This window comes from Pseudomonas sp. Hz4 (assembly GCF_054898165.1).
Window position 1 is genome coordinate 5,084,540 of the sequence record NZ_CM142719.1, and the last position, 16,398, is coordinate 5,100,937.

At 57.5% G+C, this 16,398-nt stretch carries 15 protein-coding genes; 8 read left to right on the forward strand and 7 right to left on the reverse strand.

Going from position 1 to position 16,398, the window contains the following annotated elements; genetic code table 11:
- Nucleotides 1–151 precede the first annotated feature (151 nt).
- Entirely contained in the window at nucleotides 152–544 is a 393-nt protein-coding gene (rpsI, locus tag ACYZTR_RS23355) for a 30S ribosomal protein S9 (protein WP_003216038.1), read from the reverse strand.
- Nucleotides 545–558: 14 nt separating this feature from the next.
- Nucleotides 559–987: a 50S ribosomal protein L13 gene (gene rplM / locus ACYZTR_RS23360; protein WP_007905295.1), complete on the reverse strand. Its 429-nt coding sequence runs from the start codon at nucleotides 985–987 to the stop codon at nucleotides 559–561.
- A gap of 245 nt (nucleotides 988–1,232) precedes the next feature.
- Between rplM and ACYZTR_RS23365 the strand changes: the two genes are divergently transcribed.
- On the forward strand, nucleotides 1,233–2,273 hold the full coding sequence (locus ACYZTR_RS23365) for an NADP(H)-dependent aldo-keto reductase (protein ID WP_461974202.1): 1,041 nt from the start codon (nucleotides 1,233–1,235) through the stop codon (nucleotides 2,271–2,273).
- Nucleotides 2,274–2,609: 336 nt separating this feature from the next.
- Nucleotides 2,610–3,878: an IS110 family RNA-guided transposase gene (locus ACYZTR_RS23370; RefSeq protein WP_461972154.1), complete on the forward strand. Its 1,269-nt coding sequence runs from the start codon at nucleotides 2,610–2,612 to the stop codon at nucleotides 3,876–3,878.
- Nucleotides 3,879–3,922: 44 nt separating this feature from the next.
- On the opposite strand, the gene ACYZTR_RS23375 is transcribed toward ACYZTR_RS23370, so the two are convergent.
- The gene (locus ACYZTR_RS23375) at nucleotides 3,923–5,059 is read right to left on the reverse strand and encodes an acyl-CoA dehydrogenase family protein (protein ID WP_461974204.1); all 1,137 of its coding nucleotides are present in this window, start codon (nucleotides 5,057–5,059) and stop codon (nucleotides 3,923–3,925) included.
- Between the two features lie 244 nt (nucleotides 5,060–5,303).
- Between ACYZTR_RS23375 and ACYZTR_RS23380 the strand changes: the two genes are divergently transcribed.
- The 5 genes from ACYZTR_RS23380 (at nucleotide 5,304) to ACYZTR_RS23400 (ending at nucleotide 11,674) form a co-directional block, all read left to right on the forward strand.
- Entirely contained in the window at nucleotides 5,304–6,200 is an 897-nt protein-coding gene (locus ACYZTR_RS23380; protein WP_461979850.1) for a GlxA family transcriptional regulator, read from the forward strand.
- Between the two features lie 155 nt (nucleotides 6,201–6,355).
- A complete protein-coding gene (locus tag ACYZTR_RS23385) occupies nucleotides 6,356–8,302 on the forward strand; it encodes a flavin monoamine oxidase family protein (protein ID WP_461974206.1) in 1,947 nt (648 codons plus the stop codon).
- A gap of 200 nt (nucleotides 8,303–8,502) precedes the next feature.
- Nucleotides 8,503–9,390: a nitrilase family protein gene (locus ACYZTR_RS23390; RefSeq protein WP_461974208.1), complete on the forward strand. Its 888-nt coding sequence runs from the start codon at nucleotides 8,503–8,505 to the stop codon at nucleotides 9,388–9,390.
- 16 nt (nucleotides 9,391–9,406) lie between these two features.
- On the forward strand, nucleotides 9,407–10,615 hold the full coding sequence (locus tag ACYZTR_RS23395; protein ID WP_461974210.1) for a hypothetical protein: 1,209 nt from the start codon (nucleotides 9,407–9,409) through the stop codon (nucleotides 10,613–10,615).
- A 78-nt stretch (nucleotides 10,616–10,693) separates the two neighbouring features.
- Nucleotides 10,694–11,674 carry an asparaginase gene (locus ACYZTR_RS23400; RefSeq protein WP_461974212.1) on the forward strand — a complete coding sequence of 327 codons (981 nt, stop codon included), beginning with the start codon at nucleotides 10,694–10,696 and terminating at the stop codon, nucleotides 11,672–11,674.
- Nucleotides 11,675–11,747: 73 nt separating this feature from the next.
- Here ACYZTR_RS23400 and zapE read toward each other — a convergent pair whose 3' ends face one another.
- The 3 genes from zapE to ACYZTR_RS23415 form a co-directional block, all read right to left on the reverse strand.
- A complete protein-coding gene (gene zapE / locus ACYZTR_RS23405) occupies nucleotides 11,748–12,842 on the reverse strand; it encodes a cell division protein ZapE (RefSeq protein WP_461974214.1) in 1,095 nt (364 codons plus the stop codon).
- A 90-nt stretch (nucleotides 12,843–12,932) separates the two neighbouring features.
- On the reverse strand, nucleotides 12,933–14,288 hold the full coding sequence (locus tag ACYZTR_RS23410) for a tryptophan--tRNA ligase (RefSeq protein WP_461974216.1): 1,356 nt from the start codon (nucleotides 14,286–14,288) through the stop codon (nucleotides 12,933–12,935).
- 24 nt (nucleotides 14,289–14,312) lie between these two features.
- Complete coding sequence (locus ACYZTR_RS23415) at nucleotides 14,313–14,957, reverse strand: alpha/beta hydrolase (protein WP_461974218.1); 645 nt, start codon at nucleotides 14,955–14,957, stop codon at nucleotides 14,313–14,315.
- 144 nt (nucleotides 14,958–15,101) lie between these two features.
- Here ACYZTR_RS23415 and ACYZTR_RS23420 point away from each other — a divergent pair, with 144 nt between their 5' ends.
- Nucleotides 15,102–15,536, forward strand: coding sequence for a Z-ring associated ZapG family protein (locus ACYZTR_RS23420; RefSeq protein WP_283181616.1), 435 nt, complete (start codon nucleotides 15,102–15,104; stop codon nucleotides 15,534–15,536).
- Between the two features lie 84 nt (nucleotides 15,537–15,620).
- Here ACYZTR_RS23420 and ACYZTR_RS23425 read toward each other — a convergent pair whose 3' ends face one another.
- Complete coding sequence (locus ACYZTR_RS23425; protein ID WP_461974221.1) at nucleotides 15,621–16,337, reverse strand: OmpA family protein; 717 nt, start codon at nucleotides 16,335–16,337, stop codon at nucleotides 15,621–15,623.
- Nucleotides 16,338–16,398: the final 61 nt, after the last annotated feature.

The following is a 16,398-nucleotide window of genomic DNA, read 5'->3' on the forward strand; positions in this document are numbered from 1 at the left end:
TTACCGAGGGGCTCCACTGACAAGCCTTGCAGTATAGGGCTTCTACGGCTGTGGCAAGTTGTCACAGAGCAATTCCCTGGTAAATCGCGCCCATAAAAAAACGCCCAGCTTCGCGAGGAAACTGGGCGTTCTTTTTGAACGCGAAAGCGAATTAACGCTTCGAGTACTGCGGACGCTTACGCGCTTTACGCAGACCAACTTTCTTACGTTCAACTTCACGAGCATCGCGAGTAACGAAGCCAGCTTTGCGCAGAGCGCCACGCAGGGTTTCGTCGTACTGCATCAGTGCGCGAGTGATACCGTGGCGGATTGCGCCAGCTTGACCACTTACACCACCACCGATCACGGTGACGTAGATGTCGAATTTCTCGACAGTCTCAGTCAGTTCCAGCGGCTGACGAACTACCATGCGGGCAGTTTCGCGGCCGAAGAAATTTTCCAGGGTGCGGTTGTTGATGGAGATGTTACCAGTACCCGGACGCAGGAAAACGCGTGCGGTTGCGGTCTTGCGACGGCCAGTGCCGTAATTTTGAGTCGCCGACATAATGAACTATTCCGTTAAAACTTCAGTTCTTGGGGCTGCTGAGCAGTATGAGGGTGTACAGCGCCCGCATAGACTTTCAGCTTACGATACATGTCGCGACCCAGCGGGTTCTTAGGCAGCATGCCTTTGACCGCGGTCTCGATCACGCGCTCAGGGGCTTTAGCGATCAGCTTTTCGAAGTTGATCGACTTGATGCCGCCCGGAAAACCGGAGTGAGAGTAGTAGATTTTGTCGGTGGTTTTAGCACCGGTTACACGAATCTGCTCGGCATTGATAACGACGATGTAATCGCCGGTGTCAACGTGAGGAGTGTACTCAGCTTTATGCTTGCCACGCAGACGGCTCGCGATTTCGGTGGCCAGACGACCCAGGGTCTGACCTGCAGCGTCGACGACAAACCAGTCGCGCTGTACTGTTTCCGGTTTAGCAGTAAAAGTTTTCATTCTTTATAGCCTCAGGGGCCGCCCTGTAAATTAGACGGCGGATCTTACTGAATAGTGCGTACTTTGACAAGTCAAAGGCAGCCGGATACAGACGCTTTCGGGGGCTCGGGTCGGCGCGTCCGTTCAACGGCAAGATTCTTCGGCGGCGGCGCATCACTTCCACTGCAGAAAGAGGTGCGCAATTATGCAGATTGCGAAAAATAATTCAACCTGCTTTTATGATTGTTTTGCCAAGGGAGCACCCGATGGACTATCGCCAGCTAGGCCGAACCAATCTGAACGTGAGTGCAATCTGCCTCGGCACCATGACCTGGGGCGAGCAAAACAGCGAGGCTGAAGCCTTCGCCCAGATTGAACGGGCCAAGAGCGCCGGGATCAATTTCATCGATACCGCCGAGATGTACCCGGTGCCACCCAAGGCCGAAACCTACGCCACCACCGAACGCTACATTGGCAATTACTTCAAAAGCCGTGGCGATCGCGCCGACTGGATCCTGGCGAGCAAGATTGCCGGCCCGGGTAACACCATCGACTACATTCGCGACAAGAACCTGCGGCACAACCGCCAGCACATCACCGAAGCCGTGGACGCCAGCCTCAAGCGCTTGCAGACCGATTACATCGACCTCTACCAGCTGCACTGGCCGGAGCGCAGCACCAATTTCTTCGGTCAGCTGGGCTACAAGCACAAGATCGAAGCCAACCTCACGCCGCTGGAGGACACCCTCGAAGCGCTGGACGAACAGGTCAAGGCCGGTAAGATCCGCCACATCGGCCTGTCCAACGAGACGCCGTGGGGCACCATGCGCTTCCTCGCCCTGGCAGAAGCCCGTGGCTGGCCGCGCGCGGTGTCGATCCAGAATCCGTACAACCTGCTCAATCGCAGCTTCGAAGTCGGTCTGGCGGAAATCGCCATCCGCGAACAGTGCGGCCTGCTCGCCTATTCGCCGCTGGCGTTCGGTTTCCTGTCGGGCAAGTACGAAGGTGGTGCACGTCCGCCTAAAGGTCGCCTGAGCCTCTACAGCCGCTTCAGCCGCTATTTCAACCCGCAGTCGGAAGCAGCGTGTAGCCGCTATGTCGCACTGGCGCGTGAACACGGCCTGGACCCGGCGCAAATGGCATTGGCGTTTGTCACTCAGCAGCCGTTTGTGAGCAGCAACATCATTGGCGCGACGACAATGGAGCAATTGGACAGCAACATTGCCAGCTTCGACTTGAAGCTGTCTGATGAAGTGCTGGCGGGGATCGAGGCGATCCACCAGGATCAGCCGAATCCTGCACCTTGATCGATTTCTAGATCCATTCGCGAGCAGGCTCGCTCCCACAGGAGATTACTTAACCTGTGGGAGCGAGCCTGCTCGCGATATAGGTACTCCGTTCCTTTCTCTTCCATACTGATATTCGCTGGAAGTCGGTTGTCGGCGAGGAAGGAACATGCACCTGTGGGCTACGAATTTGCTCGCGCAGCACTCGATGATTACGCCTTCACCTTCGAGTCCACAGGTGCGCTTGCGCCCTCTAACGAATTCTCAGGGAAAGCCCGACACGGCTCTCTATATCGCCTTCGCTGGACGCAAGCATGCATGTCCCTGCATGTACTTTAGCGCCTGTTGAGGTGTTCCATGCAAACGCTCCTGTCTCAGAGTTTCACTGCTTATATCGGAATTGATTGGGCAGACGCCAAGCACGACATCTGTTTGCAGATAGCTGGAGAGGCTCAGCGCAGTTTCGAGGTCATCGACCACGAGCCCGAGTCGATTGATCGCTGGGCCAGGTCGCTGCATCAACGTTACGGTGGCCCGATCGCGATCGCCGTGGAGTTGAACAAAGGCCCACTGATAGCGGCTCTGCAAAAATATGAGTTTTTTTGTATCTTTCCGATCAATCCGAGCACCTTGGCCCGGCACCGTAAAACCTTCGTCCCCAGTGGCGCCAAGGATGATCCAACGGATGCTCAATGGGCGCTTGAGCTGTTGCTGAATCATCCCGAACGGTTTCCTCAACTGGTCCAGCAAAGCTCCGCCATGCGTTCGCTCGCCAGCCTGACCGAACATCGCCGCGGATTGGTCGATGACCGGGTCAAGATCAGCAACCGTCTGGTCTGCATGCTCAAACAGTACTACCCGTTGGCCCTGGAGCTGTTTCATGACCATGACACGCTGGTTTTTTGTGAATTTCTGGCGCGCTGGTCGACCTTTGAAACGCTTAAGCGCGCTCGGCCAGCCAGCGTTTTGAAGTTCCTTCACGCGCATAATGTTCGCCATGCTGAGCTCAATCAGCAGCGTTTGGCATTGATCGCCAAAGCCATGCCGTTGACTGAAGATCCAGGCGTGGTCAGTCCTTCAGCGCTGTATGTGCTGGCCCTGGTCTCGCAACTGAAAGGGGTCATCACGGCGATCAAAGATTTTGATCGGGAGATCGAAAAAACTGCCAACACCCTGGCCGACTATCGACTCTTCAAGGCCTTGCCCGGCGCGGGACAACAGCTTGCCCCACGGTTGATGGTCGCCTTTGGTGAGCAGCGTGATCGCTTCAAGGATGCCAGTGCGGTGCAGCGATATGCCGGAATTGCCCCGGTCACCGAACGCAGTGGCAAGAAAAAAGTCGTCCACTGGCGCTATCAATGCGCAACTTTTTTGCGCCAGACCTTTGTTGAGTGGGCTGCCCACAGCATCAATCAATCGGTGTGGGCAGAGGCGTATTATCGCCAGCAAAGGGCCAAAGGCAGCTCTTACCAAGCAGCCCTCAGGGCCCTGGCGTTCAAGTGGATCCGGATCGTTTATCAGTGCTGGAAGAGCAGCACCGTGTACGACGAAAAGGTTTATTTACAGACCTTGCTTCGGCACGGCTCGCCTTTGATCAGCGAGCCGGACACAGCAACATCGTGTTGACGGAAAGGCTCAGGGCGTGAAGGCGGTCTAACGATCACGCTGCATTACAGCGACCGCGCAATAATCTCCTTCATGATTTCGTTGGTGCCGGCATAGATCCGCTGCACCCGCGCATCCGCCCACGCTCGCGCGATCGGGTACTCCCACATGAACCCGTAACCGCCATGCAACTGCACGCACTCGTCGAGCACCTTGCATTGCAAGTCCGTGCCCCAATACTTGGCCATCGCCGCTGTCGGCACGTCGAGCTTGCCTTGCAGGTGCAGCTCCAGACAACGATCGACAAAGACCCGACCGATCTGAATCTCGGTCGCCATCTCGGCCAGTTTGAAGCGGGTGTTCTGGAAGTCAGCGATCGCCTTGCCGAATGCCTTGCGTTCACGGGTGTAGTCGAGCGTCCATTGCAGCGCAGCTTCAGCCGAAGCAAGCCCGCCAATGGCAACGGTGAGACGCTCCTGCGGCAACTCCTGCATCAGGTAGGCGAACCCCATCCCGGCCTGACCCAGCAGGTTTTCCTTTGGCACACGCACGTCCTGGAAGAACAGCTCCGACGTGTCCTGGGCTTTCATGCCGACTTTTTCCAGGCGCTTGCCCTTGGCGAAACCAGGCGTGTTCGCTTCCACCAGAAACAGACTGGTGCCCTTGGCGCCGGCCTTCGGATCGGTCTTCGCCACGACGATCACCAGGTCAGCGAGAAAGCCGTTGGTGATGAAGGTTTTCGAACCGTTGATCACGTACTCGTCGCCATCCAGCACCGCAGTGGTTTTCACCCCTTGCAGGTCGGAACCGGCGCCTGGCTCGGTCATGGCAATGGCGGTGACCATCTCCCCGGAGATCAGTTTCGGCAGGTATTTGTGCTTCAGCGCTTCACTGCCGTAATGCAGGATGTAAGGCGCGACAATGTCCGAATGCAGGGAAAAACCGATACCGGTCAAGCCCAGACGCCCCACCTCTTCGATCACCACGGCGCTGTAGAGAAAGTCCGCTGCCAACCCGCCGTACGCTTCCGGCAGGTGCGAACAGAGCATTCCCGCCTCCCCTGCCTTGTTCCAGAGTTTGCGGTCGATATAGCCCTGCTTCTCCCATTGCCCGTGAAACGGCACGGCTTCTCTTTCGAGGAACGTTCGCACGCTGTCGCGGAAAAGTTCGTGCTCGGAACTGAACAAGGTTCTGGGGATCATGCGGCACCTGTCGTTATTGTTAGAAGGGATTGCCCTTCAGAGACTAAGCCTCACATCCGATACAGGACACTGGACACATCAGACAAAAAATAAGACGATCCAGCCGTCTGGTGACCACTTTCCCCTATAAGAATAAAGTTGAATTATGTCTAACCAAGTCTCCACGCCCTTGCGGCGCGTCAGCATCCTGGCTATCGACCGGGTTTTCGCCTCCACCCTCATGCAAGCCAAGGATTTCTTCCACCTGGCCAGCCTGCGTTACGGCAAACAATTGGGCCACGGCCTGACTCCGGCGTTCGAAACCCGACTGGTCAGCCCCGATGGCAAACCGGTGAACAGCTTCAGTGACGTGATCATGCCGGTGGACGGAGGGCTGGAAAACGCCGACATCATTGTCCTTCCAGCCTTCTGGGACGATTTCGACACCCTTTGCCAACGTTATCCACAGGTCCTGCCCTGGCTGCGCCAGCAACATGCTCGCGGCGCCGTGCTCTGCGGCGAAGCCACCGGGGTGTTCTGGCTGGCCGAGGCCGGGCTGCTCGACGGCAAGGAAGCGACCACTTACTGGCGCTTCTTCAATGCGTTTGCCGAACGCTTTCCACGGGTTCAGCTCAATCAGGACAAGCACCTGACCGACGCCGACAATCTGTATTGCGCTGGCGGCACCACCTCGGCCTGCGACCTTTACATCTACCTGATCGAACGCTTCTGCGGCGCCAACGTGTCCCAAGCCGTGGCGCGGGACATTCTCTATGAAGTGCAGCGCAGCTACTCGCCGGGACGCATCGGTTTCGGCGGTCAAAAGCTGCACCAGGACGTGATCATCCTGCAGATCCAGCACTGGCTCGAAGAACACTTCGCCGACAAATTCCGCTTCGAAGACGTGGCTCGCGAACACGGCATGAGCATCCGCAATTTCATGCGGCGCTTCCAGACCGCCACCGGCGACAAGCCGCTGCATTACCTGCAACGACTGCGCATCGAAACCGCCAAGGGCTTGCTGTCCGCCAGCCGCAAGAGCATCAAGACCATCAGCTATGAAGTCGGTTACGACGATGCGAGCTTCTTCGCGCGGTTGTTTCGCCAGCACACCGAGCTGTCACCGAACCAGTATCGGCAGCAGTTTCAGCAAGCAGCGTAGCCCAATACCGCAGGGATCCTTAGCCGGAGCCCTGCTGGTCTTTTCCCACGCTAAAAAACGAATAAAGAGTATCTGCGAGCCTTACTTGTCTCCTATACGCTGCGCGTTCAGAACCTCAACATCGTCCCTGAAAACACCTTCAGGGAAGATCAACAGTGACTATCGGATCAAGCTACAACTACCCCTCCTATGCCACGAAGGATGCCGCTCGCCCAAAACGCTCGGCGGAAAACAAGTGGAAGGCCCGTTTCCCCAACCCGCCAGATTTGTGCTTCGACTATCGAGCATTGGTTGAACAGGAAAACGGCATCGCCAAGGCAACTGACCCACAACATAAAATTTGCATTATTGGCGCCGGCGTCACCGGACTGACTGCCGCCAGAGAACTTTATCGTTGCGGGTTCACCCATATCACCCTCATAGAACAATCCAGACGCATAGGCGGCAGACACCTGACCGTCCCTGGAAGCCCGAACTCGGCGATAAGTCATACACCGTTTGAAATGGGGGCCATGCGCATGCCCTTCTTCAACCGGGCGGACGAGTCACCGACAGAGGGCCGGTCGCTGATGGCTTACTACGCCAAGGCGTTCGACCTGGCGTTTTCAGATTTTGCCAATCCCGGAAGCCAATGGGTCACTTCGACCGGGATCTATCTGCGAGAGGGCAGCATGGGTGGCGGACCGGCTCCGCAGATGCTGATCTGGAAAAATGAAGATGGCCAGACACCACCTCCCGGTGAAGAATTGCAAAAGGTTTATGCAAAGTGGAAGGCCTTTGCTGATCGCATGACCCGGCACGTCGCAGAGGTTTACGCCAGTCAGGAATGGGAAGCCATGTGGGCCGCTATCGTCGAAAAATACGAGAGCGTTTCGTTTCGCGACCTGGTCAGCATGCCCGCCCTGCAAGCTTGGGATGAACGCTCACCGGGGGACTTTGGCGGAATGGGAATGTCTGCGCAGGAGTCCGCGATCTTCTATGCCATAGGCATCGGCGACGGTAGCTGGGGGGCCTTTTACGATGTCTGCTCCCTTTATCCCCTGCGCACTGCCATTTTTGGATTCAGCAGCCAGCTGCAACTGATCCATGGTCGGGTCGACTCAACTGGCGATCCGCTGGATTCACCCTGCCTGCACAACGAAGCCGTTTTTGACTCGAGGGGGCTGAGTTTCGACAGGCCACGCTACATCGGACTCGCAGCGCTGGACGAATGCCTGCTGTTCATGAAAACCGACGAAACCGGAAAGTCCTTTTACGAACACTGTCGGGAAAGAAACAACGGTTTGCTCATGGACTCATCCGTTACAAAACTTAAAAAACTGACGAACCAGAAAACACGCGTCTACCACAACTCGAAACATAGCCAACCCGAGCAAATCCTGGAGCACTACGATGACTTTGATTCGGTCATCATGACCCTTCCCTCCTGGCTGATCGAAACTCGCATCAGCCTTGAAAACTTCACACCACAGATGCTGCCGTTCGAGACGATCAATGCCTATAAAACCGCGCACTGGGAAACCAGTTGCAAAGTCTTCGCACCGCTAAAAAAATCCTTCCTTTCGAAAAACAGCAAAATCCCGCAGGCCATCGTCACTGACAGCTTCATTCACGACGTCTACACCTACCGCTACAACGAAAACTACAGCTATGACTGCATCCTTTTAAGTTACACATGGGAGGATGACGCCACCAAACTGGCTTCTTTCACCGACAAGGAACTGGTGAACAAGTGTGCCAAAGAGCTGGACCGGATCCTTATGCATTCCGCCAATATCCAGGAGAAAATCACTCCCTACATTGCCCTGGATCAAGCCGTGGTCCAACGCTGGATCACCGATAAAAATGCGCTGGGTTGTGCAAAGTTATACCGACCCGGCACCTACGACGACGCCGTCAGCCTGATGAAGTACAACCGGGACTTCGCGCATGTTTCAGGTCTGTATTTTTCCGGGGAGTCGTTTTCAGTCGATGCTGGCTGGACCGAGCCCTGCTTTCGGGGCGCCGTCGATGCGGTCATTCATATCTGCAACAAAACCGGCGCAGCTTTCCATGGCGGTTTTTCCATGAGCGACTATCCGCACTATAACGTCAGAACCTGATCAACTTCCTTGCCCTGGAGCCATGCACGACGTGCATTGGCTCTACGTTGGCGACCCTCCTGCCAAGCGTCTCGCGCAGTCATCTTGGGATACGGACTACACCCTAAACGGAATTAGCTGACTTACACGCTCTCGCCGATTCGACTCTCATAAGCACGCAATTAAACAGCGTGAATAACAATAAAAAGAGGTCATCGGGAATGAGCGAGTCAACGAGCCCTGTTCGTGTAGCAGTCGTGCAATTCGATCCACAAGTCGGCATGCAAAATCGCGAAGCAAATCTGCGTAACAGCCTGGAGTTAGCGTTGGAAGCGGCAAATGACGGTGCGAATCTCATCGTCCTGCCCGAGCTTTCAAGCACAGGTTACTTCTTCAAAACCCGACAGGATGCGTTCGATCATTCGGAGGCCGTTCCGAGCGGGCCGAGCGTGCAGAGCTGGATGGACTTTGCCCGCCAGCACAACGTTTATCTGGTCGCCGGTTTGACGGAGCGCGACGGCATGCAGCTGTTCAACACCGGCGTTCTTGTCGGGCCTGACGGCTTCATCGGCAAGTACCGAAAAGCACATTTATGGAATCTGGAAAAATTGTGGTTCACGCCGGGCGATCTGGGCTTCCCGGTTTTCGACACGCCAATCGGTCGCATAGGGTTGTTGATCTGCTGGGATATCTGGTTCCCGGAAGTACCGCGCATTTTGAGCCAGCAAGGCGCCGACATTATTTGCAGCCTGAACAACTGGGTCTGGACCCCGCCGCCCCTGTTCGATGACGCCGGCAAGTGCATGGCGTCGTACCTGACGATGACGGCGGCTCACGTCAACAATGTGTTTATTGCGGCGGCGAGCCGGATCGGCGAAGAGCGAGGTGCACGTTACCTGGGTTGCTCGCTGATCGCGGGCACCAACGGTTGGCCGATTGGCCAGGTGGCTTCAGCGGACAAGCAGGAGATCCTGTTTGCCGACATCGACCTGACCAGCTCGCGCAGCGCGCCGATCTGGAACAACTTGAACGATTTGCATCGAGATCGTCGAGCCGATCTCTACGATCAAATGCTCGGTTACACCCAGCACCCTTGTCTGCCGCGCTGATAAGGGGGGATGAGTGATGGAAACTGCAAACGAAAAACCGCAAAACCGGCTTGCCGCCAGGTCACCGCTGGATACGGCGATCATCTGGCTGATGCTCGGCACGGCACTGTTGATCATCTGGCTTTCATTCACCTACCGGGCATCCTGGTCAGCCCATTGGCCAGACTACAGTCACATGGTATCGAGCCTCCCGGAACCGAGCGCCTGGGTGCGTTGGGTCCTGGGAGACATCAGCGAGGTGGCGTTCTACAAGCATGAGTTCGCTTCGATCGGGCTGCTGGCAGGCGCCTATCTGGCCTACTGGGCGAATCGAACGGGAAAAACCTGGCAAGGTTTTACTATTTGCTACGGCAGCGGACTATGGCCGTGGCTCATCACCAGCTCGTTGCTTGGCCTGTTGCTGAGCAACCTCCTGTGGGGCTGGACGGTGACGGCCACCCGTTGGCAACCCACGTTTGCCGCCTTTGTTTCATTGCCGGCGGCGATGGTGCTGATGTTTGGCGGCGGCTGGAAGGTCACAATCAATGGCGCAATCATGGGCGCCGTGTTCGTCACTCCGATGTGCTTGTTGATCGTCAATTACGTCTGCAATCCCCTCGGATTGCCAGCTGTAATCGGCAACGTCACGGGAATGGCAGTCGCCAGCGTCGGCGCTTTTCTGCTCTGCCGTTACCTGCCGAGCCTGGTGAAGTCCGACCCACTCAAGAAGCCGCCCGCCCCTGTGTCCGCACCCGTCATCACCAAGACGCCGGACTATGGCGTCGTGTGGAGTCTACGCCGAGTGCTGGCCGATTTTTCGGAAGCGCCGTTCTTCGGCAATGAATGGGCCAGTCTCGGCTTGATCGCGGGCGCCTTGCTGGCTTACACCTTGAACCCGACGAGCCCGGTGTATGGCACGGGCTTGCTGCCCCAACTGATCGCCGCGCAGGCGTTGACCTCGGCAATAGGAGTAGTGATCTGGCGTCGGCAATGGATATTGCGCGGCTGGTATCCCACCTATGTTCCATTGGTGTCAGTCGTGCCGGCGGCCGTTCTGACGTACGGTGGCAACTGGCAGGTCATCGCCTCAAGCGCACTGCTGGGGGCACTGATTGCGCCACCGCTGGCGTGCGCGATTGCCAAGCGGTTGCCGGCCGACATGCACGGTTTCATCGGCAATGTACTGGCCATGGCCATCAGTACGTTGCTGATCATTCCGTTTGTCGGACTGCTAGTAGCCAGCTGACGAACGTCGCGATTGGGCTGTATCTCGGACTCAAATCCGGATACAGCCACTTCTCATCACAAGCAAATGAGGTATCACATGGACCTGCCCAAACTGGCCATTGCGGCGCTCGGCGGCACTGTGAGCATGCAAGCCAGGAACGCCGGCGAAGGGGTAATCCCGACCGTCAGCGGCGAAACCCTGCTGGCCTCGGTGCCAGAGTTGGCGACCTTGGCACGGGTCACCGTAGAAACGCTCGGACTGTTGCCCAGTGCCTCACTGGATTTCGACTTTTTGCTGAGCGTCCTTTCCTGGGCGAAGTTTCAAATCCGGCAAGGTGCGGTGGGTGTTGTCATCACTCAAGGCACGGACACCCTCGAAGAAACGGCCGCATTTTTCGACTATTTGTGGGACCACGACGAGCCGTTGGTCCTGACCGGCGCCATGCGTTCGGCAGCCCAGGCAGGGGCCGATGGCCCGGCGAATCTGCTGGATGCTTGCCGGGTGGCACTGGCTGACAGCAGCCGTCAACGAGGCGTTCACGTGGTGATGAACGGACAGATTCATTCAGCGAACGCCGTCCGCAAAACCGATTCATTGGCATTGCAGGCGTTTTCCTCAGCCATCGTCGGTCCTATCGGCATGCTGATGGAAAACACCGTCAACTATCTGCGCCTGCCAGTCCAGCGCAGGATCCTGCCGTTGCCACAGCTGACCACACAGAAGATTGCCCTGCTGGAAGCGTCGCTTTGCGCCGATACCCTGTTAATCGAGAACATCCTCGAACTGGGTTACGACGGGCTGGTGATTGCGGGTTTCGGTGCAGGACACGTTGGCGCGAGCTGGGCGGATGTCATTGAAACCATCGCCAGAAAAATCCCTGTCATCGTTGCCACCCGGACAGGTTCCGGCTCCACGGCTCAATCGACCTACGGATTTATTGGCAGCGAGATGGACTTGATCAGTAAAGGTGCATTGATGGCTGGATTTCTCTGTCCACGCAAAGCCAGAATCCTGCTGTGGCTGCTCGTCGGCTGCCAGCGACAAGATGAACTGGCACGCTTTCTCGTTCAAAACTGATTCAGCGCACAAAAAAAGGGCCTGCAATGCAGGCCCTTTTTCATTTTCAAAATGTCCTACTTTTTTTATTGCTCTATGGTCTGTGCGCCCGGGACAGGAACTCGTGGGACTGCATTTCCAAGAGACGGCTGAGGGTGCGCTGGAACTCGAAGTTCAGGCGCCCGCCGGTGTAGAGGTCTTTGAGCTCGACCTCAGCGGAAATGATCAGCTTAACGTTGCGGTCGTAGAACTCGTCGACCATGTTGATAAAGCGCCGGGCGATGTCGTCGGTGGTGACGCTCATCTGCTCGACACCGCTGAGCAACACGGCGTGGAAAATCTTGCCCAACTCGATGTAATCGTTCTGGCTGCGCGGGCCATCACAGAGTTCGCGGAAGTCGAACCAGGCCACGTCATCACAGGTGCGCAAGGCACGGATTTCGCGGTTCTCGATCATCAGCACGTCGTTTTCGATGGCTGCCGTGCATTCCGGCGTCAGGGCGCGGAAGCTCTTGCGCAAGCTTTCGTGGGACTCGTCGTCGAGCGGGAAGTGAAACAGCTCCGCTTGTTCAAGGTGGCGCAGACGATAATCGACGCCGCTGTCGACATTGACGATGTCGGTGTTCTGCTTGATCAGCGCAATGGCCGGCAGGAAGCGCGCACGTTGCAGGCCGTCCTTGTACAGACCGTCCGGCACGATGTTCGAGGTCGCGACCAGGGTCACGCCGTTCTTGAACAGCTCTTCCATCAGCGTGCCGAGGATCATCGCGTCAGTGATGTCGGACACGAAGAACTCATCGAAACAAATCACCCGGGCTTCGTCGGAGAAGCGCTTGGCGATGATGGTCAGCGGGTTTTTTTCGCCGCTGAGGGTCTTCATCTCTTCGTGCACGCGCTTCATGAACCGGTGGAAGTGAGTGCGGACCTTTTCCTTGAACGGCAGCGCTTCGAAGAAGGTGTCGACCAGATAGGTCTTGCCGCGACCGACGCCACCCCAGAAGTACAGACCCTTGACCGGCGCTGCGTCTTTCTTGCCAAACAGTTTGCCGAACAGACCCGGCTTGCTGTGCGAGGCCGCGACCAGATCGTCGTACAGGCGCTGCAAATGGCGCACCGCAGTTTCCTGCGAAGCGTCATGGAAGAATTCCGGGCGTTTCAGATCAGCTTGATATCGTTCTAGGGGCGTCATAATTCGTTAGCAAAGCAACAAAAACGGGCCGTCACTGTAGCGACGGCCCGTGGGAATGGCAATCGGCCCTTGGTCGGACCGAGCCGTTGATTATTCCTGAACCGGGGTCAGGGCGACCCGCAAGGTGTCGATGGCGACGTCGCGAGCGGCGTTGTCAGCAAAGGTCGGGCTGTCGGCCACGCACTCGCCTTCCAGCCAGACGCTGAAACTGCGGTCTTCACTGCGCACCTCCAACGGCTGACCCGATTGCAATTGCTTGGTCACTTGACCTGCGGTTTTGCCGTCGGCGAAGTTGCGCGACAACAGCAGCTGCTCGCCATCGGCCGCCAGCAGACGGAAACGGAAACTGCTGTCTTCTTCGCGGAAACTGACAAAACGCGCGGCTTTCGCGGTTTTCTTCTTGGTGGTGGTCGCGACTTGGGTCTGAGCGACGAAAGAGCGCAGGCCCACCGCTTCACGCAGTTCGTGGAGGAACGGTGTCGCCACCGAGCGGGCCTTTTTGGCGCCGATTTGCAGGATGTCTTCCAGGTCTGCGGGGCGTTCGATCAGTTGGTAATAGCGATCGCGGGACTCGCCCAATTCGTTGTCCAGCAGCTGGAAAAGACGATTCTTCGCCTCGCCCCAACCCAGACCCTGCAGCAGTTCGCTGCGGAATTCGTCGGACTGCGCTGGGGTGGCGAAGGCCTGGAACAAGGTGAACAGGTGCGAATTGTCTGGATCTTTCGCCTCGCCCGGCGCGCGGGAGTCAGTGACAATCCGTGAAATCGCGTCCTTCATTTCCTTGGCGCTGCTGAACAACGGAATGGTGTTGTCGTAGCTCTTCGACATTTTACGACCGTCGAGGCCTGGCAGCGTGGCGACGCTTTCTTCGATCAGCGCCTCGGGCATGGTGAAGAATTCTTTGCCCTGACCGAACAGGTGGTTGAAGCGCTGGCCGATGTCACGGGCCATTTCCACGTGCTGGATCTGGTCACGACCGACCGGCACCTTATGGGCGTTGAACATCAGAATGTCCGCCGCCATCAGCACCGGGTAGCTGTACAAGCCCATGGTGATGCCGGCGTCCGGGTCTTCGCCGGTTTCGACGTTCTTGTCCACCGACGCCTTGTAGGCGTGGGCACGGTTGAGCAGGCCCTTGGCGGCGACGCAGGTCAGCAACCAGGTCAGCTCGGGAATTTCCGGTATGTCGGACTGGCGATAGAAGGTTACGCGGTCCACGTCCAGGCCACCGGCCAACCAGGTCGCGGCGATTTCCAGACGCGAGCGCTGGATGCGCAGCGGGTCATCGCATTTGATCAGGGCGTGGTAGTCGGCCAGGAAGTAGAACGAATCGGCATTGCTGTCACGGCTGGCAAGGATCGCCGGGCGGATGGCCCCGGCGTAGTTGCCCAGGTGCGGCGTGCCGGTGGTGGTGATGCCGGTGAGGATACGGGTACGAGTCGTCATGGGTAATCGCTTGTCAGACTGCAATCAATTCGAAAGACGCGGCAGGATCAGATCCTTGAGATCGGTCAGCTTGCCATGAAAAAAGTGTCCGCATTCTGCCACTTTCAGCAGCTCATGGGGGCGCTCGAGTTTCGAGGACCAGTCATAGACAGCTTGTGGATCGATGACTTCGTCGGTTTCCGGCTGGATCAGGGTCAACTCGCCGTGCTGCGGCAGTTGATCCTGATCGCCCAGGCGCATGACCGCTGGCGCAATCATGAACAAATGCTTGAGCTGTTCGCCCTTGGCTTCCAGTCGTCCGCCGAGACTTGCTGCAACAAAACCACCGAAGGAGAAACCGAACAGGGTCAGCGGCAAATCTGGATGTTTGGCCCGCAGCCATTCGGCGACCGCTTGAGCATCGTCAACTTCACCCGTGCCCATATCGTGGGTGCCTTCGCTGGCACCGACGCCGCGATAATTGAAGCGCACAGTAATCAAACCGGCATCGCGCGCGGTGCGCTGCAAGGTCGAGACGACTTTGTTGAGCATGGTGCCGCCCTGCACCGGATTAGGATGGCAGATCAGCGCCAGGCCGCGGGGCTGCTCGTTATCCAGGCTCTCGTTATTTAAGTACAGGGCTTCCAATTGGCCGACCGGGCCATCAATCACTACAGGGGTTTCGCGCATAAGCAAGGAAGGAACTCCGTGACCTCTAATCGGGTCGACTCGTCTAGCAAATTGTCTGTGCCAATCTATTGCGAGTGAATCGCGGTATACAGCGCAGGTTCGAGCCGTTAACGTAAAGCAAAGCCGTTTATAGAGGAAGGACTCGTGGAACACTCGCTCTTAGTTTGGTTGTTACCGACTCTTGCCCTGGTTGTGGGTGTCGCCATTGGATTCCTGATCGCTCGCCTGGTGCCGAATGCCGCTCCGAGCAGCACACAACGTCAGCTGGATGACGTTCAGGAACGTTTCGACAGTTATCAGAACGAGGTGGTCACCCACTTCAACAGCACTGCAACCCTGGTCAAGAAACTGACTCAGAGCTATCAGGAAGTGCAGGATCATCTCGCCGAGGGTGCCAACCGCCTGGCCCTGGACGAGCAGACCCGTCAACGCTTGCTGGCCTCCCTGCACGCCGATGCGGCAGTGGCCCCACGGGAACGCCTGACGCCACCGCGCAATCAGGAGCCGCCTCGCGATTACGCCCCCAAAGCCCCGAACGCGCCGGGCATGCTCGATGAGCATTACGGCCTGAAGAAGTAATCAGGTTTCGCGCGATACAAAAAAGCCCGCCCGATCTGTTAAGGATCGGGCGGGCTTTTTTACGCCTGGGGTTCAGTCAGGCTGTTACTGGTACTGCTGAGTCGGCTGCTGATATTGCTGACCCGGAATCGCCTTCAGGTTGACCTCGACCCGACGGTTCTGCGCCCGGCCATTGACGTCGCCGTTATTGGCAATCGGGTTATCCGGCCCGGCACCGCGAGCCGACAGGTTGGCACCGCTCACGCCTTGCGACGTCAGGTAAGTCGCCACGCTCTGGGCGCGACGCTGGGACAGGTCCATGTTGTGCTGGCGGCTGCCGGTGCTGTCGGTGAAACCGACGATCTCGATCTGGTTCTGACTGAACTCCTTGAGCGAGCCTGCCAGATTGTTCAGCGGCTGGTAGAAGCTCGACGCGATATTCGCCGAATCGGTAGCGAAGGTGATGTTGCCCGGCATGATCAGTTTGATCTGATCGCCCTGGCGCTGCACTTCCACCCCGGTGTTGGCCATGCTGGCGCGCAGCTTCTTCTCCTGCTGGTCGGCGTAATACCCGTAACCAGCGGCGGAAGCACCGACCACGGCAGCGCCAATCAGCGCGCCCTTGCCACGGTTGTCGTGACCGATGGCGGCACCGGCCAACGCACCGGCCAGAGCGCCGAGGCCGCCGTATTTGGCGGTTTTACTCATGCCCGTGGAGCCACCGTCGGCCTGCCCCTGATTGTCGTAAGGGTTAGGCGAGGCGCAGCCAGACAACAAGGCCACGGCAGTAGCGACAATAATCAAACGACGCTTGGTGAACATGAAGAGCTCCTGATTTTTGCATTCTGTGGTGCAACGGACCAAGGCATTAAACCTTTGCGGG